The organism is Flavobacterium sp., assembly GCF_025352015.1.
GTDB lineage: Bacteria > Bacteroidota > Bacteroidia > Flavobacteriales > Flavobacteriaceae > Flavobacterium.
Genome location: NZ_JANXUG010000011.1, coordinates 1 through 21,983, shown reverse-complemented (window position 1 = coordinate 21,983; position 21,983 = coordinate 1). Strand labels below are relative to the sequence as shown.

Here is a 21,983-nt window from a genome sequence, read left to right as displayed (position 1 = left end):
CCATTCATTAGATTGGCGGTTTTTTTTGGTTTTTTTTGAAATGGTTCTGGTTAATTTTAGTTTTGTTTTTTGATTTTCATATTTTTGATTTCTTTAATAATTCTGCAATTTCTTTTATTTGTTCCAACGGAATTGTTTTCATGGTCTGACTCCAATCGAAGTCTGATTGTTTTGGAAGGAGTTTATTCAACGGATGTGTTTCCTGTAATTTATTAGTATCATTTGGTTTGTATGCGAAAAGGTCATTTGGTTCGCAGTAAAGGATTTCGCAAAGTTTTTGGATGTGGTTTAAACGAATGGAACGGGAATTACTATTGAGAATGTCATTGGCAACATGCGCAGAAAAACCTGCTTTTACTAGGAAAGTGAATGGTCTTTCTATTTGACGTGTTTTACAAACTTCGGCGACGTTAAAGTATATCATAGTGTTGTGTTTTTATTGTTGTTTTATGTTTTATAAAATTATAAAAATTTATCAAAATAAATAAACATTTATGCTAATATACGAAACAAATACTCTATACTATGAAATGCATATTTAATAATGTTAAATTGTCATGTAAAAATGCGAAATTAAATATGTTTAATACAAAATAAATTATTTATAATGTGAAACGAATATGTAATAATACGAAATATAGTAAACAATATGTGAAATGCATATGTAATAATGCGAAATTTAATTTATATAATACGGAATGAATATTGACAAACACGAAATAAATTGTAAAAATTACGGATTGCTTATTGGATACTACTTAACAAGCATTTAAGAATGTGAAACAGAGTTGAAGAATTCTGCTGTAGTTATGTAAATACGTTGTAAAGGGATTTGTGGGGTTTATGTTTGATCTTTATTAATAGCGAGATTCTTGTAATAGCGGGATGTATTAAACTCTACGATTTGGTTTCATATGTTATATTTTCTTATAGCTAATAAAAAATAATTTTATAAATTGGACGATTGGTTAAACAAGAATAATAAGAAAGGATGTGGCTGATTTAATATTTTTAAAGGTATTAAGAGATAAATTAAAAGGTGGCAACATATAGTCTATACATCTTAATGCATTGCCCGTCCGATTTGCAACCCGTATTGATTTATCTAATTTGGACTACCTAAAACCCCAATTAGCAGAGTCTTTTCTAGAATTACTTTTTACAAAGTCCTGTTTTGAATTTAAGATTTCTTTTGATGAAATTGATATTATTTCAATTTCTAATGATGAACAAAAACGATTAGGATTATTATCAAATAGATTAAATTTTCTAAATATTGAAAATGAAGATAACTATAAAGTGCATGGTATAAAAACTTTTAGTTTTGGTTTTCCATTGTTGGTTATGCCTTCCAAAAGTGACCCAAAAAATATAATAAAGGCACCTTTATTTATTTGGCCTTTAGAATAGGTCAAGAAAGACTTCAACAACAATATAGGATGGGTGGTTTTAGAATTGATTTAGTGGTTAAATCAAAACTTACTGGCAAGCCTACCATCGCGATAGAAAGTGACGGAGCCAAATACCATAGTAATAACGAAGCATACGCATGGGGTATGTTTAGACAATATCGTCTAGAGTTGCAAGGATTTAAATTTCATAGAATTTGGTCAACAAATTGGTTTAATTATACCGAAAAAGAACTTAATAAACTTGTAGATTTCATTCATAAAATTGATTTTGAAGAAATTCAACAAACTAGTTTAATTTATGATGAAAATATTTATGATGAAGAAGTTATAAATTTAAGTCTTCCTGTTTTTGAGGAAATTAAAAAAACCTTATTTGATTAATTGAGTTTTAAAATAAATAAATTCTATTCAAATTAGTATTTGATTTATATTTAAACGTAGTAATACTAAATTAAAAAACCCTGATTTTATCTTGTCTTACTTTAATTTTAATCCAGTTCGTATTCTAACCTTACGGTAATTCGGGCGGTTTTGTTTTTGCTAAAAGTATCATTGATGCCTCCATAGCTATCATCCTCGGTGGAACCTTGCCCAGTTATTTGAAAAACACCCATGCTGGCACGTTTAAGTTTTCCTAAATTTCCGTTTGCTGTTTTTACAATTTTTGAAGCACGTTCGTTAGCATCTTTAGTGGCTTTTTCTATCAGGCTTTGTTTTAAACTTGGTAAATCTGAGAACGTATACTGAATGCTATTTGATGACAATTCAATTCCGGAATTGACCAGTTCAGAGGTTTTACTTGATACATTTTCAATTCGTTTCATTAAATCTGGATTCATTTTAGCAGAAAAAGTGACAGTTTGGGTGGCTTTGAAACCATCAAAAACTTGTTCATACCGAGTTTGATTTCCGCTGTTTTCATTGCGTACTTCTCTGAATTTCTTTTCAAAATTTACAGCTCCAAAATTAAATTCAGTTGGTTTAAAACCTTTATTGGTAAAGAAATCAGCAACGATTTTTTGGTCGGAAACAATTTTATTATAAGCAGTTTTAATATCAATGCTATTGGTGGTGAAACTTCCTGACCAAAGAATGTCATCCGAAACAAAATCTTTAGTTCCTAAACCGATTACCGTAATGGAGTCAAGGTTTTTGTTTCGGTTTTGAAATGATTTTCCCAAAAACCATGCGGTGATTATTATGGCGATGCCAATAATTATTGAAGACTTAATTTTTTCCATATTGTTATTCATTTAGTATATAACGCAAAAAAGCTATTATTAGTATAAATTTATTTTCTTTTGAAAGCAAAAAACCGAAGCATCAAATCCGAGCATTCATTGGCTAAAACACCATGAATTACTTGAGTTTTTGGATGAATTGTTGTTCCTAAAGTTTCGAAGCCACGCAGATCATCGGAAGCACCGAAAACTATTTTAGAGATTTGGCTCCAATACAAAGCACCAGCACACATTTGGCAAGGTTCTAAAGTGACGTACAAAGTGCATCCTTTTAAATATTTTCCTCCTATAAAATTCGCTGCCGAAGTGATGGCTTGCATTTCGGCATGAGCCGTGACATCATTGAGCCTTTCGGTAAGATTATGTGTTTTGGCAATGATTTTATCATCGATTACAATTATGGCACCCACGGGAATTTCGCCTTTATTGAAAGCTACTTCGGCTTCTTGCAACGCTTTTCTCATAAAATATTCGTCGGTGAAATGATTTTCCATAAAACAAAAGTACAATTTCAATTCGTACCTTTGTTGCATGTCAAAAAATTTACTCGAACACATCAATAATCCAGCTGATTTACGAAAATTAACCGTTTCGCAATTGCCTCAACTGGCAAAAGAATTGCGTGATTTTATCATTGCAATTGTTTCTGTAAAAGAAGGTCATCTTGGCGCATCTCTTGGTGTTGTTGAGCTGACTATTGCCTTACATTATGCTTTTGATACGCCGAATGATTTATTGGTTTGGGATGTGGGACATCAGGCTTACGGACATAAAATATTAACGGAACGTCGTACAAAATTCGATACAAACCGCCAGCTGGGCGGGATTTCTGGCTTTCCTAGACGCTGCGAAAGTGAATACGATACATTTGGAGTAGGGCATTCTTCTACGTCTATTTCGGCAGCTTTGGGCATGGCGATTGCTTCACAGTTGAAAGGCGAAAACAAACATCATATTGCGGTGATTGGCGATGCATCAATCGCAAGCGGAATGGCGTTTGAAGGTTTGAATCATGCTGGCGTTACCGATGTTGATTTGCTGGTAATTTTAAACGATAATGCTATCGGAATTGACCCTAGTGTTGGTTCGTTGAGGAACTATCTGACGGCTGTTAAAGAAGGTAAAAATCCTAAACAAAATAACATGATTAAGTCCTTAAATTTTGATTATTCGGGACCTGTTGACGGTCATGATTTACCACTTTTAATCAAAGAATTAGAGCGGCTTAAGAAAGTAAAAGGACCCAAGTTTTTGCACATCATAACCACCAAAGGCAAAGGTCTGCAACAAGCAGAAGATGATCAGGTAAAATATCATGCCCCGGGAAAATTTGATGCCGCAACTGGAGAATTGATTAAATCCTCAACTGAAAATCTACCACCAAAATTTCAGGATGTTTTTGGTTTGACTTTGGTTGAATTAGCTAAAAACAATTCAAAGATTATTGGCATAACACCTGCTATGCCAAGCGGAAGTTCGATGAAATTTATGATGGATACTTTTCCGAAAAGAGCTATTGATGTAGGTATTGCCGAACAACATGCAGTAACACTTTCGGCCGGAATGGCAACGCAGGGAATGGTCGTTTTCTGCAACATTTATTCAACGTTTTTACAACGTGCTTACGATCAGGTTATTCACGATGTGGCATTACAAAACTTACCGGTAATTTTCTGTTTGGACCGTGCCGGATTGGTTGGCGAAGATGGTGCAACGCATCACGGTGTTTTTGATATAGCCTATTTGCGCTGTATTCCGAATATGCTTATTTATGCGCCAAAAGATGAAATGGAGTTACAGAATATTTTATACACGGCTTCATTGGGGCTGAAAAATCCAATTGCGATTCGTTATCCGAGAGGAAGAGGAAAAAATGCCGATTGGAAGATGCCAACCGACTTTCAAAAGATAGAAATTGGGAAATCCAAAAAACTCAAAAAAGGCAAAAATGTTGCCATACTGTCTACAGGAACCATTGGCGATAATGTAACTCAAGCGTTAAGCGGCATTGAGGATGAAGGCCATTTTGCGCATTACCATTTTGGTTTTGTAAAACCTTTGGATGAAAAGAAACTACACAAAATCTGTGATAAATTTTCTACCATCATTACAGTGGAAGATGGCGTGACCACTGGTGGATTTGGAAGTGCTGTTTTAGAATTCTCTGCCAAAAATGATTATGTGAACGAAATCTTTCTTTGCGGTGTTCCCGACTATTTTATAGAACACGGTACGGTTGATGAATTACAGCAATTCTGCAATATTGATGTTGATGGATTACGCTCGCTTTTCTCGGGTTTGCTTGAAGAAGAAGAGGAAGATGAAGATTAAAAAAATGGTTTGATTTGAATGAATCAAATCTTATAAATTTTTATACCAAAGGATGCGGTTGGACAGTTTTTGAAGCTAGTATATTCTTCACTTAGTTTTTTAAATTTTTCCATATTCTTCCATGGATAAAAGGAAAAAACATCTTTTTGAAAAGTACTAAATTCTTTAGCATCATCGTTAATTTCTATATAACCATTTTGGGAATCTACATCTTTAAAATCATTGTTTTCTTCATTTAATACTCCAAACCATTCAATACCAACAAAAGCTCCTTGGGCAGGGAAATCAATATTATATTGAGAGATAATATTTTCTATGTCTTTATTACTTTTCCCATCTAAAATTACTATTATATCTTGTTTCAGCAATTCCTTCCCCGGATTATTTGTAAGTGAATCTTTTTCAAAAAGATGCAACTTGAATCCCAATTTAGTAGAATTGTTATTGCAGATTTTAAATAAAAAAGAATGGATTAATTTAGTTTCATGAAATGGATTGTCAATAAAAGCACATATCTTCATGCCTTTAATAGCAGTAAGCCATGTCTTCCTTTTACTTTTTATATATCCTAAATTAACAAATTCATCCTTTTTATTTGTTTTAACCACCACTTCTTTAAGAGGATACACTGCTGGTGTTAGCAACAGTGTATCATTATTTATAATGTTTTTAGATATTTCAAGATTTTCATATCCAATGCAAGAGAGTTTAATTTTATTAAATAAAATCTCTGAATTTAATTGTATTACTCCATCTTCAGAACAATATCCTCCAGTAACTAATTTCTCATCTTGGTATAAAAAATAATTAACAAACGAAATCGTTTTTTTTGTTTTAGCATCCTGAACAATTAATTTTTGAGAATTACAACAAAAACTAAATAGAAAAAGTATAATAGGGGAAAAAAAATTCAACATTAGATTTTATTTCTTAAGAATTAAGTGTTAACATCTTACTTCATTATACACAATTTGATCTATTATCCCAAGGATATAATGTGTATTTACGGTTGTTTGCCAACCTTCATCACATCCACCAACATTTCTCGGACCTGTCCATCCCCAAAATTTTCTTTGTATACTAGTTCCTGAGTTAAATTCTTGATTATATTCGTCTAATAATTTAATCAAGTCTAACTTATTACTACTAGCCCATTCTTCAAGCATATTAATATTATCTTTTATTTTAATTTCATTTTCTAATATATCAACAGCGGTTAATTTGTAATTTTCTCTATCAACGTCTACAAAATAAAGGAATTCATCTGTGACTTTGTCTGTGACAATATATCCTCTTGCTCGTTCATCCTCACCAACAAAAACTTCGGTAAGTTTGATGCCTTCATATTCTTCTGATTTTGCTTGGGTTGTTTTAGCAAGTGACAAAGCAGGAGATTTTACAATTGCTGCTTCTACAGAGTTACCAATATGAAAATTTTTCTTGTAAAATCTTGCTAAATAGTTGTTTACCTTAGCGTTTTCACTAATGTTTTTGTTGTTTTCATCGTTGCTACAACCCATTAATAAAAGCAAAAATACAGACACAATAGATAATCTAATAATAAATTTTGTTTTCATAAAAATTAGGAATTAAATGGTTAAAAAAAATGGTTAAAAAAAATAACAGAAGCTTCTTTACAAATTTGCATAAAAAACCTGTCTATCATAAGCAATTAATTGCCATTTTTGAGCAACAAAATGATAATTTTTCTTACTTATGGATATTGGAACGAAGATTAAGCGATTAAGAGAGCATAAAAATATTTCTCAAACTGTACTAGTTAGTCAGCTTGGCATTGCTCAAAATACTTTAGGATTGATTGAAAATGGAGATACAAAGAAGATAGATTTTCTATTAATGGATAAAATATGTAAAGTTTTTGAAGTCGATTTCAATTATTTTATTGATGAAGTAAAATATAAACAAATAAACAAACCCAATGCTACAGGATATTTAGCAGAAACACAACATATAGAACTTTCGGAGAAAATTGTTGAACAATTCAATCAGAGCATTAACGAAAAAGCTATGTTAATATTAGAGTTAAAAGAAATAATTCAACAGCAAAAAGCTATAATCAACAAAATTAAAAGTAATTAAGCCGTTACAATCTTGTTATACAAAACTGCTTTCCCATCCGTTAACATCGAAATGAAATGGCAAATGTGAAGCAATCTTTCATACAGACTTTCTTTTTCCAGATGATGCTTTTCGGGCAAAATTTTCAATAGCAATTTATCGTAATTAGTAGCTTTTCCTTCGTGGTTGTTGTTATACGCTGTGATGAATTTATCCAAAAGATTATTGATGATTTGATAACCCGATAATTCTTTTTCAATGACTTCCCGGCTTTGATAAATGTTCTTAACGCTCAACTTGATAATGTCATCCATTTGGGCTTTATACTTGCTTTTATCGGTTAAGGCAAAATGGAATTGTCCTTTTAGAATGGCATCTTCGTTTTCGATAAAAACGTTGACTGCATCGTTGATTAAATTACCTATTGCCAACGCTCTCAAATAACTAATTCTATCTTCTTTTGTGGTTAAAGTTTGATACTTGGCAGTGTCAATAGTGTTTTTAACCAATTTTATTAAATATTCCAAAGCAAAATCTTCGGAAACCAGACCTAGATTTATACCGTCTTCAAAATCAATAATCGTGTAGCAAATATCATCAGCAGCTTCAACCAAAAAAGCCAATGGATGACGCTCATAACCAATATCATTTCCGATTTTATTGGAAATCATTCCCAGTTCTGTGGCAACTTCTTTAAAAAAATCTTTGTCGGTTTGGAAGAAACCATATTTTTTGTCTGCACTGTTTTTGGTTGGTTTTTTGGGTAAACTTTCCTTTGGATATTTAGTGAAAGCTCCAAGCGTAGCATAGGATAAACGCAGACTTCCCTCTATTCCGGGTCGCGAACTCGTTAACACCGAAAAACCATTGGCATTCCCTTCAAAATCGATTAAATCCTGCCATTGTTTATCTGTTAATTGGTCTTTGTATTGTTGGCCTTTCCCAATAGAGAAATATTCGCCAATGGCTTTTTCTCCTGAATGTCCAAAAGGCGGATTTCCTATATCGTGTGCCAAAGCTGCTGCGGCAACGATTGCGCCAAAATCGTTCATGTGATAGCCGTGCACTTCCTTAAGATGCGGGTATTTTTCGATGATTTTTTTACCAACCAGCCTTCCTATAGAACGACCCACTACCGAAACTTCCAGACTGTGCGTTAATCGTGTATGCACAAAATCGGTTTTCGAGAGTGGAATGACTTGGGTTTTATCTTGTAGACTTCGGAAAGCCGACGAAAAAATTATACGGTCATAATCTACTTCGAAGCCGAGACGGGTGTCGTCTTGCTCAATACGTAAACGTTTGCTGATATCGCCTTGGCGTTTTAGTGATAAAAGTTGTTCCCAATTCATTGAAATTTTAAATTTAAAATATTAGATATACGAATATAATGTTACTTTAAAAGTTTCTTCATACAAACACTATTCTCCATGCCTTTATATTGCCCAAAGTTTTCAATCACAGTGTATCCTAATTTTTGATACAATCCAATAGCATCAACTTGCAAATAACCAGTTTCGAGTATTGAAGTTGTATAACTTTCTTCTCTTGCCCAGACTTCCAGTTCGGTTAAAATGGCTTTTGCTATTCCTTTTCCTCGGTATTCTGGCGGGGTGTACATTCGTTTGATTTCGGCAACTTTGGGTTCAAATTCTTTATAAGCCCCAATGCCAACTGCGATGTCATCATCAAAACAAATAACGGCATTTTTAAGCAAACTGGTTTTATTAAACTGGGCATAAAAAGCATGATCGTCACCGTCCAAAATTTTCAAATAAGCGTCTAATTGGATAACTAAATTACCAAAATGTACGTTATCGGAAGTTGTTCTTTTGAGCGTAATCATCTTTATTCCACGGATTTTGTTTCTTCTGAATTATGAAATTTACGTTTCGATTGGTCGAGTAATCTTTTATCAACGACATATGTTTTTGACAGGCTATCATGCCAACCTCGGGCTGGCATTGTTATAAAAGAAAGTATTTCAAACGGAATCAATCGGCAAAGTGACCTTATTAAAATGGTTTCATGATGCGGTTTATCACCATTGATGTCTACAACGACAGTTTGTGTTATGAATTTACCGAATGTTTTGGCAAAGAAAATTTCAAAAAAATTATAGTACAATAAAGATGTACACGTAACGACAGTATATTGAGCGATGTCATTTTTTACAAAACTTACCATAAATTCTTTATTGCCATTAGACAATGCTATCGCTGTTATAAAAACCAAAATCAGGAACAAGAAAATAACTTGTACTATCAAATCTATGAACCAATTGGAGAATCGTTGTTTGTGTGTAGCTATCAACTCATCTGTTATCTGAAATTGCGTTTGAATAGTTCCACTCATTCTGGTAGTCCTTTTTGGTTTGCTAAGAAAAAATTACGCGATTTCTTTGGGTATTGATTATAGCTCTTATCACTTGGATTTGCTATTACGGTTTTGATGTTGATTTCGTCACCTAGTTTAAAACTGGCTTCAGTGTATTTATAATCCAATAAATATTCTCCGCAAAAATAATTTCCGTCTGCATCTTTTTCTATAATTCCTGTGTAAACTCCTTTTTCTTTTGACATACTGTTTATTTTTTTAACCCCGATAATAAGTATACTTTTTCTAAATCAAGCATCTCGACTGCGCTCGCTGTGACAAAAAAGATACTGCCGATAGCGGGTAATAGCTCCTAAAAATACTAATAAACAGCTATCAATCGACAGCTGTTTTTTGTTCTATTTTCTTTATTCTATTTTCTTCTTAAGATCCACACATTTCGCAATCATCAGGACCTGCATTTCTTGCTTGTTCTACCATTGCCTTAAAATCTTCGGCAGTCATTTCTCCTGTTTCATTTGGTGCTACAACTTCTACTGCTACTGGTTCTGCAACTTGAGCTATTGGATCTGCTTTTTTGTCGTTATTTAACGTAAACTTAATAGCGTCAACTGCTGCTTTGGTTCTCAAATAGTACATTCCTGTTTTGAGTCCGCTTTTCCATGCATAAAAGTGCATTGAAGTAAGTTTCGCGTAATTTGCATCCTGCATAAACAAGTTCAGGGATTGCGATTGGTCAATGAAATACCCTCTGTGGCGCGACATATCGATGATGTCTTTCATCGACATTTCCCAAACGGTTTTGTATAGTTCCTTCAGGTCTTGTGGAATATCTAAATCCTGAACCGAACCATTGTTACGCATTAGTTGTTGTTTCAAATCTTCGTTCCAAAGTCCACGTTTTACTAAATCCTCCAGCAAATGTTTATTGACCACTATGAATTCTCCCGACAACACACGACGTGTGTAAATGTTGGAGGTATATGGTTCAAAGGCTTCGTTATTTCCTAAAATTTGTGAGGTTGATGCGGTTGGCATTGGTGCCACTAACAAAGAGTTCCGCACACCATGTTTCATCACTTCTTTTCTCAAAGCTGCCCAGTCCCAACGACCTGAAAGCTCCTCGTCTTTGATGTTCCAAAGGTTATGTTGGAATTCTCCTTCTGAAATTGGTGAACCTTTGAAAGTCGAATAAGGTCCTTCCGTTTTGGCTTCTTCCATCGAAGCAGTTACAGCTGCAAAATATAAAGTTTCGAAAATTTCTTGATTTAACTTCTTTGCTTCATCGCTTGTGAAAGGCATTCTCAATAGAATAAAGGCATCAGCCAGCCCTTGTACACCTAATCCAACCGGACGGTGGCGCAGGTTCGAGTTTTCGGCTTCTTTTACCGGATAGTAATTTCTGTCGATTACTTTGTTCAGGTTTCTCGTTACACGTTTGGTTACGTTGAATAACAATTGGTGGTTGAATTCTCCGTTTTCAACAAACATTGGTAACGAAATCGAAGCCAAGTTACACACTGCAATTTCATCTGCAGAAGTATATTCCATGATTTCGGTACAAAGGTTTGACGAACGGATAGTTCCCAAATTCTTTTGGTTTGATTTACGGTTTGCCGCATCTTTATACAACATGTAAGGCGTTCCTGTTTCGATTTGAGATTCGAGGATTTTTTCCCAAAGCTCACGTGCTTTAATGGTTTTTCTTCCTTTGTTTTGAGCTTCGTATAAAGTGTACAATGCTTCGAATTCATCTCCGTAAACATCACATAATCCTGGGCATTCGTTTGGACACATTAACGTCCAGGTCGTATCTTCCTGAACACGTTTCATGAATAAATCTGATGTCCACATTGCAAAGAATAAATCTCTAGCACGCATTTCTTCTTTTCCGGTATTCTTTTTCAAATCCAAAAATTCAAAAATATCAGCATGCCAAGTTTCCAAATAAATAGCAAAACTTCCTTTACGTTTTCCGCCGCCTTGATCTACATAACGAGCTGTATCATTGAACACTCGCAACATTGGAACAATTCCGTTTGAAGTTCCGTTTGTGCCACGGATGTATGATCCTGTTGCACGAACGTTGTGGATTGATAATCCAATTCCTCCTGCCGATTGCGAGATTTTTGCGGTTTGTTTTAGCGTGTCGTAAATTCCGTCGATGCTGTCGTCTTTCATTGTCAATAAGAAACAAGACGACATTTGAGGTTTTGGTGTTCCTGCGTTGAACAAGGTTGGGGTTGCATGTGTGAAGAATTTTTTCGACATTAAGTCGTAAGTTTCAATTACCGATTCTAAATCGTTTAAGTGAATTCCAACTGCAACACGCATCAACATATGTTGCGGACGCTCCACAATTTTTCCGTTGATTTTTAGCAAATACGAGCGTTCAAGTGTTTTGAAACCGAAGTAATCGTAGTTGAAATCACGGTTATATATAATGTGTGAATTTAAATATTCTGCGTTTGCCTGAATCGCTTCATGTACTTCTTCAGACAATAAGGGTGCTTTTTGGTTCGTTCTTGGATTTACATAAAAGTACATTTCTTTCATGGTTTCCGAGAAGGATTTATTGGTGTTTTTATGCAAGTTAGAAATTGCAATACGCGCTGCTAATTGTGCATAATCTGGATGTGCAATAGTCATAGAAGCGGCAGTTTCTGCGGCTAAATTGTCAAGTTCTGATGTAGTTACACCGTCATACAATCCCTCGATTACACGCATGGTTACTTTTACTGCGTCGACCAAATCGTTCAATCCGTAACATAATTTTTTAATTCTGTCCGTAATTTTGTCGAACATTACCGGTTCTTTGTGACCGTCTCTTTTTACTACATACATACTCTTGTCAGGTTTTGAAAATAGAAAATCCCTTTACTTATTTTCTGGTTATTTGTTAAGGTTTTTTAGTGCTATGGTTTACTTCCTAGCCCTGATGGAAGTGGTGTCGTTTTTGGACGACAGTAACGGACAGCAGGAAAATGGATTCCAAGAATGTCCAAACGGTTCGCTTCAAATTATGGAGAATCTGAAACAATTTCAGCTTAAAAATCGGCGTCGAAAGTAATTTTACCAGCTTCAGAATCTGAATTCATTACGCCTGCTTTTTGGTATTCGGCAACACGTTTTTCGAAGAAATTGGTTTTTCCTTGTAACGAAATCATGTCCATAAAATCAAATGGATTGTTAGAATTATAAACTCTTTTACAACCTAATTCTACCAACAATCTATCGGCAACGAATTCTAAATATTGTGTCATTAGATTAGCGTTCATTCCTATCAAACTTGCAGGAAGCGATTCGGTAATAAATTCACGCTCAATATCTAATGCGTCTGTAATTATTTCTGTAATTCTTGTTTTTGAAACTTTATTAACCAAATGGTGGTTGTGTAAATGTACCGCAAAATCGCAGTGAACTCCTTCGTCACGAGAAATTAATTCGTTAGAAAACGTTAAACCCGGCATTAATCCACGTTTTTTCAACCAGTAAATGGAACAAAACGCGCCAGAGAAAAAGATGCCTTCAACCGCTGCAAAAGCGATTAGCCTTTCGGCAAACGAATCAGAGCCAATCCATTTTAAAGCCCAATCGGCTTTTTTCTTTATAGCAGGAAAAACCTCTAAAGCGTTAAAAAGTTTGTCTTTTTCTACTTCATCTTTCACATAAGTATCAATCAAAAGGGAATAAGTTTCACTGTGGATGTTTTCCATCATGATTTGAAAACCATAGAAAAACTTAGCTTCTGGATATTGTACTTCGTTTACGAAGTTTTCCGCTAAATTCTCGTTTACAATTCCGTCTGAAGCGGCGAAAAAAGCCAAAATATGTTTGATGAAATATTTTTCATCGTCATTTAATTTATTATTCCAATCGGATAAATCTTGGTGCAGATCAATTTCTTCTGCAGTCCAAAAGCTGGCTTCCATTTTTTTGTACCAATCCCAAATATCATGATGCTTTATTGGAAAAATCACAAAACGATTTTTGTTTTCTTGTAAAATTGGTTCGATGTTAGCCATTGTGAATTTGTATTTCGGTGGGTTGTTGTCTAATTCTGTCTGTTACAAAGATTGTTAAATGAAACGTAAAAAGAAAGCCAAACTTATTCACAATACCCTTTAGTTTTTAACAAATTGAATGGTTTTTGACTAATTTTTTAAATTATATACGCTATTGATTATCAATATTTTAAAAAAATAAAAAAACTCTAAAAGCCCTAAAACAAAGACAATTACGAATTTTCTGATAGTGAAATTTTAACATTTTTCATCTTCTGAAAATCGATTTTTTGAGATTAAAAAAACGCAGTTTTCTATATAAGAAAACTGCGTTTAGCATTTTTAAAAAAGGACTAAAATCTATACCTATTCGTCTCTATCGATATAGGTTTTATTACCGTTTTTATTGATATAGTATTTACCGCCTCTTGGTCCCGTGAATACTTTTTTACCTTTATAATCTCCTGTAACTTTATCTGCTACTTTTTTTTCAGCAGCGACAGAAGATGGAGTAGCTTTCATATCTTCTTTTTCTTCAGCAGCTGTTTTTTTAACTTTAGCTTTTGCTTTAGTTGCTGTTGCTGTTGCTTTTAAATCTGTTGCCGCTTTCTCGGTTTTAGTCTTGCCGTCTTTTGCGGCATCTTTAAAACGTTTGTCTACGGTTCCGTCTTTTTTAAGTTTGGGCGCGTTATCTGCAGCATCTTTAACCGCTTTTTCGGTTTTTACTTTTGTTTTAGTAGCTTTTTCTTTTATATCTTTTTTAGCCTCTGTTACTTCCTTTTTGGCTTTAGCTACCTCTTTATCAGCTTTTTTTTCTGCTTTGCCCGCTTCTTTTTTAGCTTTTGTTTCTGCAGCTTTTTCTTTTTTGGATACAGCCTTTTCGGTTTTAGTTTTAGCCGATTTTTCTTTTGCTTCTTGCGCAAAGAATGTATTTGAGAAAACAAATACCAGACCTAATAAAATTAGTTTTTTCATGATTTTCAAAATTTGTTAATTGTGTTTAAAATTTGTTTGTTACTAAAAATCCGTTGTGTTTATACTAGTGTTCGTGGTTTTCATTTTCTTCTCCCTTTTCATCATGCTTATGATGTTTGCCATGCTTTTTATTTTCTTCAGCTCGTTCTTTACCTTGTTCAGATCTTTCTCTTCCTCTTTCAGAAGCATTATTATATTTTTCCCTTTTTTTAGGTTTTTCGTTTTCTTCATCAGACTGCTCTTTCACTATAACAGGACGCGGGGTATTTACTTGAGGCTGTCTTGTAGTACCTTTTTTAATTACTTTGTTTCCAAAAATAACTTGACCAGATTTTGTTTCTGTTGTTGTGCCTTTTTTAATTACTTTGTTTCCAAAAACAACTTCACCAGATTTTGTCTCTGTTGTTGTACCTTTTTTGATTACTTTGTTTCCAAAAACAACTTCACCTTGCTTTTTCTCATTTGATGTTTGTGCATAAAATGCATTTGTAAAGACAAACATAAAGCCTACTAAAAATAATTTTTTCATAATGTTTAAATTTTAATTTATTTTGTTAAAGTTACAAAACACGGTAAACAAATAGCATGCCAATTAAAAATAAGCTCTCAATTGTACGTTGCCCGTGTGAATTGTTTGGCTAGTTTCTGTTTTTCTACCTTGGTAATTAATATTAATATCCAAAAAGTCAGTTAACTTTTTCTGCAAAAGTAATCGCCAAGTCATATTTTTCCCCGGCTGAAGTCCTTCAAGCATTTGAAAAGCTACTGGAGATTGTGCGTCTCCTATAAATTCGTTTTGATATAATGAAAATTCACCATTCATCGTTAATTTTTTTTCGCTTGCATAAGAAAAGGAAGTTCCAAATCGATTTTGAAGTAATTTTTCAGCATTCCCAAGTTGGTTTTTTTTATTTTGAAATTCATAAAAAATATCCCAACTCGCATTTTTGTTGAATAAATAGGAGATTTTTGGGTTGAGTTTCTCACTCTTAACTTCGTAATTTTTACTACTATAATTTTGAGAAATTATAGCTGTTTTAGAAATTTCTATTATCAAAGAAAAAAGCCAAGTTTTTTTTAGCAAATGAATATACTGTAGTTGGTGCGTATTGTTTTTACTTTGTTGTGAGCCTACCGAAAGTAAGCTTTTTAATTGGTTGTTGATAAAAGTATACGTCACGGAATGGTTTTGTTTTCCACGATTATAGCATAAACTATTTCTAAAACTGGTGTTCAATCCTAACATATTAACATCTGAAGTCGAGAACGGATTTAAATCAAAATTATCGCCATTACGTTTTATTTTTCGTTCGATTAAAAAAGATGCTTGATTATAAAAATGAGATAAAACTTTTTTAAATCCAAGTTTATTTTGCCATTGCGAAGCATTCAACGTGAGTGATTGTGAAAATTTATTTTGATGTGTTTTTATAAAAATTTGATTGGGCAAAAACACCCTTACATATTTCGCTTGGTCCGGAAATGGTGCTATTTCAAACTCTTGTAATTCCTGAATTCCGTTTCCATTATAATCAATCCAAGCGTACACTCCTTGTCCGGCATTGACTTCAAGATACGTAAATTCCTGTTGCGCAATAGTTCCCGATGTTGTTTCATAAGCCGTTGTTACTTGTATCAATTGATTAAAATATTGATCATCATACAATAATCGCGAATTCAACGAAGGTTCATTTTGGCGATTATAATCAGCATATTTAAGGTTTCTGTAATTCACAAATAAGGATAAATTGCTTTTTTTGGTTTGGTATAATTTCGATTTTAAATAATAAGATTGCGATGTATTTACTCTTTGCAAAACTCCACTTTGTAAACTGTCATTCATCCGCTGCAAATAACCGAGTTCGACAAAAACCTTGGTACTATCGCCACGTCCAACAATTGCTCCATATTCTGTAAAGCGTTGGCTCAAAGATGATAATTGATTTGTCGCTATCAACTTTTCTTTATTATTTTCTAACCTTAAAGTACTTCCTATCCAATTTTTTTTAAAATTATACCGCACCTGAGATTGGTTTCTGATAAAAGTGGAATTAGCATAAGTACCTTCACTTTTTAAATAACTGTTATTTTGAAGAATATTCCATTTTTTCAGCTTGAAAAATCCATTTAAAATATGACGTTTTCCCGAAAAACTTTGTGAGAAATCTAGTTTTTCAAATTGATAGGTTAGTTTTCCTTTTTCGGGCAACGAGAAATCTAAGCCGTTTATCAATAAACTTTGATTGCCCTTAAAGCTGGTTAAATTCCAATCCCGATTGAACTCAATGGTGAATAAACGCTCAATGGTCTTGAAATTTTCTTGCACATATTGATAATTTCCAAACACGTCTATTTGCCATTTTTTGGAAAGTAATCGTTGTTTGAAATTCATTTTGCCTGCAACCCCTTTGTTGTCATTATCATCAATAGCAGAAAATAAATTTAAATCGTTATTACTTGCACCTACTTCAAAGTTGATCAAGGTTTTTTCAGTAGGATTAAATTTTCCTAGAACGGCTGCAATCTGAATTTTTGTTGGTGCTATTAATCTAATTATTGGCTCGTAGTTTCCCTGTAAAATACCACTAATTGGCTCAATATACTTATAAATTTTCCCAATTGCAGAAGAATTTGTCAATACATAATTACCAAGATTATTGCCTACTAAAGTAAACTTTACATTGTACAAAACATCAGCAGAATTGTTTGAATATTCGAAAACTTGAACACTGTTTATAATTATTTTTTTGTACAAAATTTTATTTGCAGAATAGGTGTCTAAATAAGCTGATGGAGCATTCATTAAGTTAATGTTATCTCCGGCATTACTTAAAACTGCAACTTGTTCTGAAGATAAATTTTGTTGCAACGGCTGATTTTTTACATCGTTTTCCGAATATAAATAACCGCCCAAACTCCATGTTTTTGCTTCGTGATTTACTCCAGCATAGGTGACAAATCGGGTATAATTTCTATCAGAATATTGATATTCAATCACAATTCTCATTTCTGAAGTTATAGGAAACAAGGTCGTAAAAATAATTTCTCCTGCATTATAATCAATAATATAGTCGTTGTTTTCGCCGCGGTTTCGCAAAATTCCGTTCACATATACCCGTTCAGAACCCGAAATTACCAAGACATATAATTCGCCATTATTGCCTCTCAATTTATACGGTCCTTGATTTCCTTCTTGCCCCGTGAACGAACTTTTGGCATATTTCCCGCGAACTAAAGCTGCTGCTGCAAAAACATCTGTTTTATTTTCCTCGCCACCAAGGGTGAAATGGGTAGAAAGTCCTTGTACTTTTTTGTTGAAATTTAAGAAACGAGATTGTCTGTTTTCCAAAAATAAATCACCTCCACGAATGTTCCATTTATCGGTAAATAATTCAATAAAAATTTGATCAAATTCATCCAGTTTTTGAGAATAACCTCCTTCTCGCAAAGGAATATTACTGTCTTGGATAGAAGCGCGAATGGAAACTTTATCCGATATTTTTCCAGTGATTTGCAAATCCAAATTAGAATTCACCGAAGCGTTTTGATTATTACCAATAGTAACGCCGCGCGTAATACTTCCCGAAGTATTCAAACCATCAAACGGAACAAATTTCTTGACAGACCGATTAACTTTATACAAATTACCATCATTAGCCACTACTCGACCTTGGTCGTAAATACTATATGTTTTGGTTAATTGTTCTGGGTATTTGAAGTACCGAATTGTCAAACTGTCTTGCGAAGTAAAACCATTTTTGAAAATCAGTTTCCCTTTTTTGTAATCTATTTTATAAAAACTAGTATCGATTTCAGTTCCTTTTGAGGTTTGTAATTTGAAGAAACTTGGGCTAATGCTCACCTTTTCTATTGAAATAGTATCGGCAGTAAACGTTATTTTTTTACTTTGATATAGTGATTTTATTTCCTGCGCTGTCAGACGAGAAAAACCAAAAAGCACCATTAATAAAAAAAGTTTTTTTAGCATACCTTTAATAACGTGAAAATTCAAAAAGTAGTATTCTATTATTCTAGATTTATTCTGTAAAAAGATTTAATAGAACTCAAATAAATATTCGATTTGCAAATGAGTTGTTAACGCTTTTAAAAATGATTATTTTACGTTAATTCTTGTAAGGTAAGCAACCTATTCTTTCGTCACAATTTGCATCGTGTCTCTAGAGATTTGTTTGACCAAAACGGTTTTGTCTTTTTCTACAATATTGGCAGCTTTTTCGTCAAAATGCCTAATGGTATACAGCGATACATTCTCGTTGTACGCGATTTTGAATTTTTTGGACAATATGTTTTTTACTTCCTTAAAATTGCCGAATTTATCTTCCAAACATACCGAAAAACTGATTGCCGAGTTCTGAATCAAACTCGTTTTAATTTTGTATTGGTGCAGCAAAGCAAAAATTTCGCTTATATTTTCCTCCATGATAAAAGAGAAATCTATAGATGATAATGAAAGTAATAATTGCTCTTTTTTGACAATAAAACAAGGAATTTTTGGCTCTAAATCTTTTCCTTTAGCAACGCTTGTGCCCGGCAGTAAAGGGTTTATGAATGATTTTACAAATAAAGGAATTTCTTTTTTTTGTAAAGGTTGCAACGTTTTTGGATGTATAACCGATGCTCCATAAAAAGCCAACTCAATGGCTTCTCGATAGGATATCTGATTTAACAAAACCGCATTTTCAAAATAACGTGGGTCGGCATTTAGAACTCCTGGAACATCTTTCCAAATCGTTACACTTTCGGCATTTAAGCAATACGCAAAAATTGCTGCTGTATAATCAGACCCTTCCCGACCTAGTGTTGTGGTAAAATTATTTTCATCAGATCCCAGAAAACCTTGTGTAATAGTAAGTCCTCTTTTTTTAACTCCTTTTGAAATAAATTGTTGTGTTTTTTCCCATTCCATATCGGCATCACGGTAATTATTAGTAGTTTTAATAAAATTCCGAACATCTAGCCAGTTGTTTTTTAATCCCGCGTAATTAAAATAATGGCTTACTATTGTGGTTGAAACGATTTCTCCAAAACTCACTACTTGGTCATAAACAAAGTTGTAATTGGGGGATTTATTGCTTCGGATAAAATATTCCAAATCAGCAAAATGACTGTTTATAGCATAAAAAACTTCGTGTTCTTCATCATCAAATAAGTCTAATAAAATTTGGTTATGGTATTTACGCACCTCCTGCAAGGACGAATGCAATTCATTAGATTTTTCAAAATAATTTTTAATGACCAGTTCCAATGCATTTGTCGTTTTTCCCATGGCAGAAATTACCAAAAGTGTGTCTTCGTGACCTACTTTTTTTAATACCTCAAAAACATTTTTTATACCATCAGCATCTTTTACTGATGCGCCACCAAATTTAAAAACTCTCATTATAAATTACTTAAAAATTCGTTTATCACTTTTTCGTCCATTTGCACAACGCGCCAATCCTGCATTATTTTTGCTCCTGATTTGGTATAGAAATCTATAGCCGGTGCATTCCAATCTAAAACTGCCCATTCTATGCGACGCACTTTGTCTTTTTTCCCTTGTTCTATAATTTTGGAATACAAAGCTGATCCCAAACCGGAACCGCGCATTTTTTCTTTAATTATCAAATCTTCTAAATGAATGGTTTTGCCTTTCCAAGTTGAATAGCGGTAATAATACAAGGCTATGCCAACTATTTGTCCTTCAACTTCTGCTACGAAAGTATGAAACAAAGGATAATCCCCAAAACCATCACGCTCTAAATCGGCAACGGTTACCACAACAGCATTGGGTTCGTTTTCAAAAGTCGCTAATTCCTTTATTAGTTCAAGAACGGCTTTCATATCTTTTTTTTCGCCTTTTCGGATATTCATTTAGGTCAAATTTTTAACAAAAATACAATTATTAATTTCTTATCGAAATAGATAATTTCTTTACCAAATTTATCGATATTTGCGCAAACAACTACATCGATTTCGGAATGGAAGAACGCAACAGCACCTTGGGTGAATTTATAATTGAAAACCAAAAGGCACATCAATATTCATCTGGAGAATTATCAAAAATTATCAATTCTATTAGATTAGCTGCCAAAGTGGTTAACTACAAAGTAAACAAGGCTGGTTTGGTTGACATTGTTGGTGCGGCTGGCGATCAAAACATTCAAGGCGAAGATCAGCAAAAACTGGATGTTTATGCCAATGAAATTTTTATACAAACTTTAATTAATCGTGAAATTGTTTGCGGAATTGCTTCCGAAGAAAATGATGATTTTATTACCGTCAAAGGATTAGATAACGGACACAATAATAAATATGTCGTGCTAATGGATCCCTTGGACGGTTCGTCAAATATTGATGTAAATGTTTCTGTGGGAACTATTTTTTCGGTATATAAAAGAGTAACACCTATTGGCACTCCGGTTAAATTAGAAGATTTTTTACAACCAGGAACCAGCCAAGTTGCCGCTGGATATGTAATTTATGGCACTTCGACAATGCTTGTTTACACCACTGGTCATGGTGTCAATGGTTTTACATTGAATCCCGCTATAGGAACTTTTTATCTCTCGCATCCTGCTATGAAATTCTCCAAAGACGGAACTATTTATTCCATCAACGAAGGGAATTATGTTCATTTCCCTCAAGGTGTAAAAGATTATATCAAATATTGTCAGCTAGAAGAAGGCGACCGACCTTATACTTCGCGTTATATTGGAAGTTTGGTTTCTGATATTCACCGAAATATGATTAAAGGGGGAATTTATATTTACCCAACAAGTTCAAAAGCGCCAAAAGGTAAATTGCGGCTTTTATATGAATGCAATCCTATGGCATTTATAATAGAACAAGCTGGTGGAAAAGCCTCTGACGGTTTTGGCAGAATAATGGAAATTCAACCAACAGAACTCCATCAACGCGTTCCGTTCTTTTGTGGAAGTTATAATATGGTTGAAAAGGCAGAAACTTTTATGGCAAAATATAAATAAAGAAAAGAGCCATCAGGCAATAGTACCTAAAAAAGGCAAAAGTTAATACTCTTGCCTTTCTTTATAATATACCGAATGAATAAGGATTGTAGCTTTTTCCTAATGCCTTTCGCCTTTCTACTTATTCATATGTGTCATTTCGTAAACAAACGTATCCAAATCTACATGTAAAAGCAGTAGTGACATCGCCTTGTCAACAATGAATGAAACGTTTCCAGGTGTAAATCCTAAAGCTAAAGCAAACTTTATCAAAATTTCTTTTTGTTTTGGCCCAAGAACATGATCTACATATACCATTCTCGATAAATCATACAAACGCTCCAGTCGTTGCGTGTGCAAATAAGGTGGATTGATTGGGTATTTTGCAGGGTTTTCTAAAATTTCTTCATACTCTGCAGCCGAAATTTCTAATCGAACCGCTAGTTTATCTAAAAACTCTTTTTCGTCTTTGCTTAATGCTCCATCAGCAATAGCTACACGCACAATTGCCGAAAAATGAGCTTTATTTCTGCTTTTAAATTCGCTATCAAATAAATCTGAAAATGACATACTTTTTTTATTTTTAAGCTGCAAATATAACTCAAATTCCTGTTTTGGAAAACCCTTTTTAAAAAT

Annotated in this window: 22 protein-coding genes; 5 read left to right on the top strand and 17 right to left on the bottom strand. The window is 33.6% G+C overall.

Annotation, left to right across the window (positions count from 1 at the left end; all coding sequences use genetic code 11):
- Positions 1-76: 76 nt before the first annotated feature.
- Entirely contained in the window at positions 77-424 is a 348-nt protein-coding gene (locus Q0Q96_RS01210) for a helix-turn-helix transcriptional regulator (RefSeq protein WP_293870680.1), read from the bottom strand.
- Positions 425-1,110: 686 nt separating this feature from the next.
- Here Q0Q96_RS01210 and Q0Q96_RS01205 point away from each other — a divergent pair.
- Both Q0Q96_RS01205 and Q0Q96_RS01200 read left to right on the top strand, forming a co-directional pair.
- The gene (locus tag Q0Q96_RS01205) at positions 1,111-1,410 is read left to right on the top strand and encodes a hypothetical protein (protein ID WP_293870677.1); all 300 of its coding nucleotides are present in this window, start codon (positions 1,111-1,113) and stop codon (positions 1,408-1,410) included.
- Complete coding sequence (locus Q0Q96_RS01200) at positions 1,395-1,793, top strand: hypothetical protein (protein WP_293870674.1); 399 nt, start codon at positions 1,395-1,397, stop codon at positions 1,791-1,793. Before Q0Q96_RS01205 ends, Q0Q96_RS01200 begins: the two co-directional genes overlap by 16 nt.
- A 107-nt stretch (positions 1,794-1,900) precedes the next feature.
- Here Q0Q96_RS01200 and Q0Q96_RS01195 read toward each other — a convergent pair whose 3' ends face one another.
- Entirely contained in the window at positions 1,901-2,653 is a 753-nt protein-coding gene (locus Q0Q96_RS01195; protein ID WP_293870672.1) for an SIMPL domain-containing protein, read from the bottom strand.
- A gap of 50 nt (positions 2,654-2,703) precedes the next feature.
- On the bottom strand, positions 2,704-3,147 hold the full coding sequence (locus Q0Q96_RS01190) for a nucleoside deaminase (protein WP_293870669.1): 444 nt from the start codon (positions 3,145-3,147) through the stop codon (positions 2,704-2,706).
- A gap of 37 nt (positions 3,148-3,184) precedes the next feature.
- Here Q0Q96_RS01190 and Q0Q96_RS01185 point away from each other — a divergent pair, with 37 nt between their 5' ends.
- Complete coding sequence (locus tag Q0Q96_RS01185; protein ID WP_293870666.1) at positions 3,185-4,984, top strand: 1-deoxy-D-xylulose-5-phosphate synthase; 1,800 nt, start codon at positions 3,185-3,187, stop codon at positions 4,982-4,984.
- A gap of 23 nt (positions 4,985-5,007) precedes the next feature.
- On the opposite strand, the gene Q0Q96_RS01180 is transcribed toward Q0Q96_RS01185, so the two are convergent.
- Together Q0Q96_RS01180 and Q0Q96_RS01175 are read right to left on the bottom strand one after the other, a co-directional pair.
- On the bottom strand, positions 5,008-5,901 hold the full coding sequence (locus Q0Q96_RS01180; RefSeq protein ID WP_293870664.1) for a hypothetical protein: 894 nt from the start codon (positions 5,899-5,901) through the stop codon (positions 5,008-5,010).
- Between the two features lie 27 nt (positions 5,902-5,928).
- Positions 5,929-6,561 carry a hypothetical protein gene (locus Q0Q96_RS01175; protein ID WP_293870661.1) on the bottom strand — a complete coding sequence of 211 codons (633 nt, stop codon included), beginning with the start codon at positions 6,559-6,561 and terminating at the stop codon, positions 5,929-5,931.
- A 139-nt stretch (positions 6,562-6,700) separates the two neighbouring features.
- On the opposite strand from Q0Q96_RS01175, the gene Q0Q96_RS01170 reads away from it, so the two are divergent.
- Complete coding sequence (locus Q0Q96_RS01170) at positions 6,701-7,084, top strand: helix-turn-helix transcriptional regulator (RefSeq protein ID WP_293870659.1); 384 nt, start codon at positions 6,701-6,703, stop codon at positions 7,082-7,084.
- On the opposite strand, the gene dgt is transcribed toward Q0Q96_RS01170, so the two are convergent.
- From dgt to Q0Q96_RS01115, 11 genes are all read right to left on the bottom strand, one after another.
- On the bottom strand, positions 7,081-8,415 hold the full coding sequence (gene dgt, locus Q0Q96_RS01165) for a dGTP triphosphohydrolase (protein ID WP_293870656.1): 1,335 nt from the start codon (positions 8,413-8,415) through the stop codon (positions 7,081-7,083). The genes Q0Q96_RS01170 and dgt overlap by 4 nt on opposite strands.
- Positions 8,416-8,456: 41 nt before the next feature.
- Positions 8,457-8,909: a GNAT family N-acetyltransferase gene (locus Q0Q96_RS01160; RefSeq protein ID WP_293870653.1), complete on the bottom strand. Its 453-nt coding sequence runs from the start codon at positions 8,907-8,909 to the stop codon at positions 8,457-8,459.
- A gap of 2 nt (positions 8,910-8,911) precedes the next feature.
- On the bottom strand, positions 8,912-9,418 hold the full coding sequence (locus tag Q0Q96_RS01155; protein ID WP_293870651.1) for an RDD family protein: 507 nt from the start codon (positions 9,416-9,418) through the stop codon (positions 8,912-8,914).
- Positions 9,415-9,645 (bottom strand): hypothetical protein, encoded by a 231-nt coding sequence (locus Q0Q96_RS01150; RefSeq protein ID WP_293870648.1) that lies wholly within the window; start codon positions 9,643-9,645, stop codon positions 9,415-9,417. The genes Q0Q96_RS01155 and Q0Q96_RS01150 overlap by 4 nt, the downstream gene beginning before the upstream one ends.
- A 178-nt stretch (positions 9,646-9,823) precedes the next feature.
- Positions 9,824-12,244, bottom strand: a complete 2,421-nt coding sequence (locus tag Q0Q96_RS01145) for a ribonucleoside-diphosphate reductase subunit alpha (protein ID WP_293870646.1) — start codon at positions 12,242-12,244, stop codon at positions 9,824-9,826.
- Positions 12,245-12,447: 203 nt separating this feature from the next.
- Complete coding sequence (locus Q0Q96_RS01140; protein WP_293870643.1) at positions 12,448-13,425, bottom strand: ribonucleotide-diphosphate reductase subunit beta; 978 nt, start codon at positions 13,423-13,425, stop codon at positions 12,448-12,450.
- Between the two features lie 345 nt (positions 13,426-13,770).
- A complete protein-coding gene (locus Q0Q96_RS01135; RefSeq protein ID WP_293870641.1) occupies positions 13,771-14,379 on the bottom strand; it encodes a hypothetical protein in 609 nt (202 codons plus the stop codon).
- Between the two features lie 64 nt (positions 14,380-14,443).
- On the bottom strand, positions 14,444-14,908 hold the full coding sequence (locus Q0Q96_RS01130; RefSeq protein ID WP_293870638.1) for a hypothetical protein: 465 nt from the start codon (positions 14,906-14,908) through the stop codon (positions 14,444-14,446).
- 63 nt (positions 14,909-14,971) lie between these two features.
- On the bottom strand, positions 14,972-18,367 hold the full coding sequence (locus Q0Q96_RS01125; RefSeq protein ID WP_293870635.1) for a hypothetical protein: 3,396 nt from the start codon (positions 18,365-18,367) through the stop codon (positions 14,972-14,974).
- A 159-nt stretch (positions 18,368-18,526) separates the two neighbouring features.
- Positions 18,527-19,780 (bottom strand): aspartate kinase, encoded by a 1,254-nt coding sequence (locus tag Q0Q96_RS01120; RefSeq protein ID WP_293870632.1) that lies wholly within the window; start codon positions 19,778-19,780, stop codon positions 18,527-18,529.
- On the bottom strand, positions 19,780-20,253 hold the full coding sequence (locus tag Q0Q96_RS01115) for a GNAT family N-acetyltransferase (protein ID WP_293870630.1): 474 nt from the start codon (positions 20,251-20,253) through the stop codon (positions 19,780-19,782). The genes Q0Q96_RS01120 and Q0Q96_RS01115 overlap by 1 nt, the downstream gene beginning before the upstream one ends.
- Positions 20,254-20,360: 107 nt before the next feature.
- On the opposite strand from Q0Q96_RS01115, the gene fbp reads away from it, so the two are divergent.
- Positions 20,361-21,368 (top strand): class 1 fructose-bisphosphatase, encoded by a 1,008-nt coding sequence (fbp, locus tag Q0Q96_RS01110; protein WP_293870627.1) that lies wholly within the window; start codon positions 20,361-20,363, stop codon positions 21,366-21,368.
- A gap of 117 nt (positions 21,369-21,485) precedes the next feature.
- Here the strand turns inward: fbp and Q0Q96_RS01105 are convergent, their stop codons facing one another.
- Positions 21,486-21,917 carry a TerB family tellurite resistance protein gene (locus Q0Q96_RS01105; protein ID WP_293870729.1) on the bottom strand — a complete coding sequence of 144 codons (432 nt, stop codon included), beginning with the start codon at positions 21,915-21,917 and terminating at the stop codon, positions 21,486-21,488.
- Positions 21,918-21,983 lie beyond the last annotated feature (66 nt).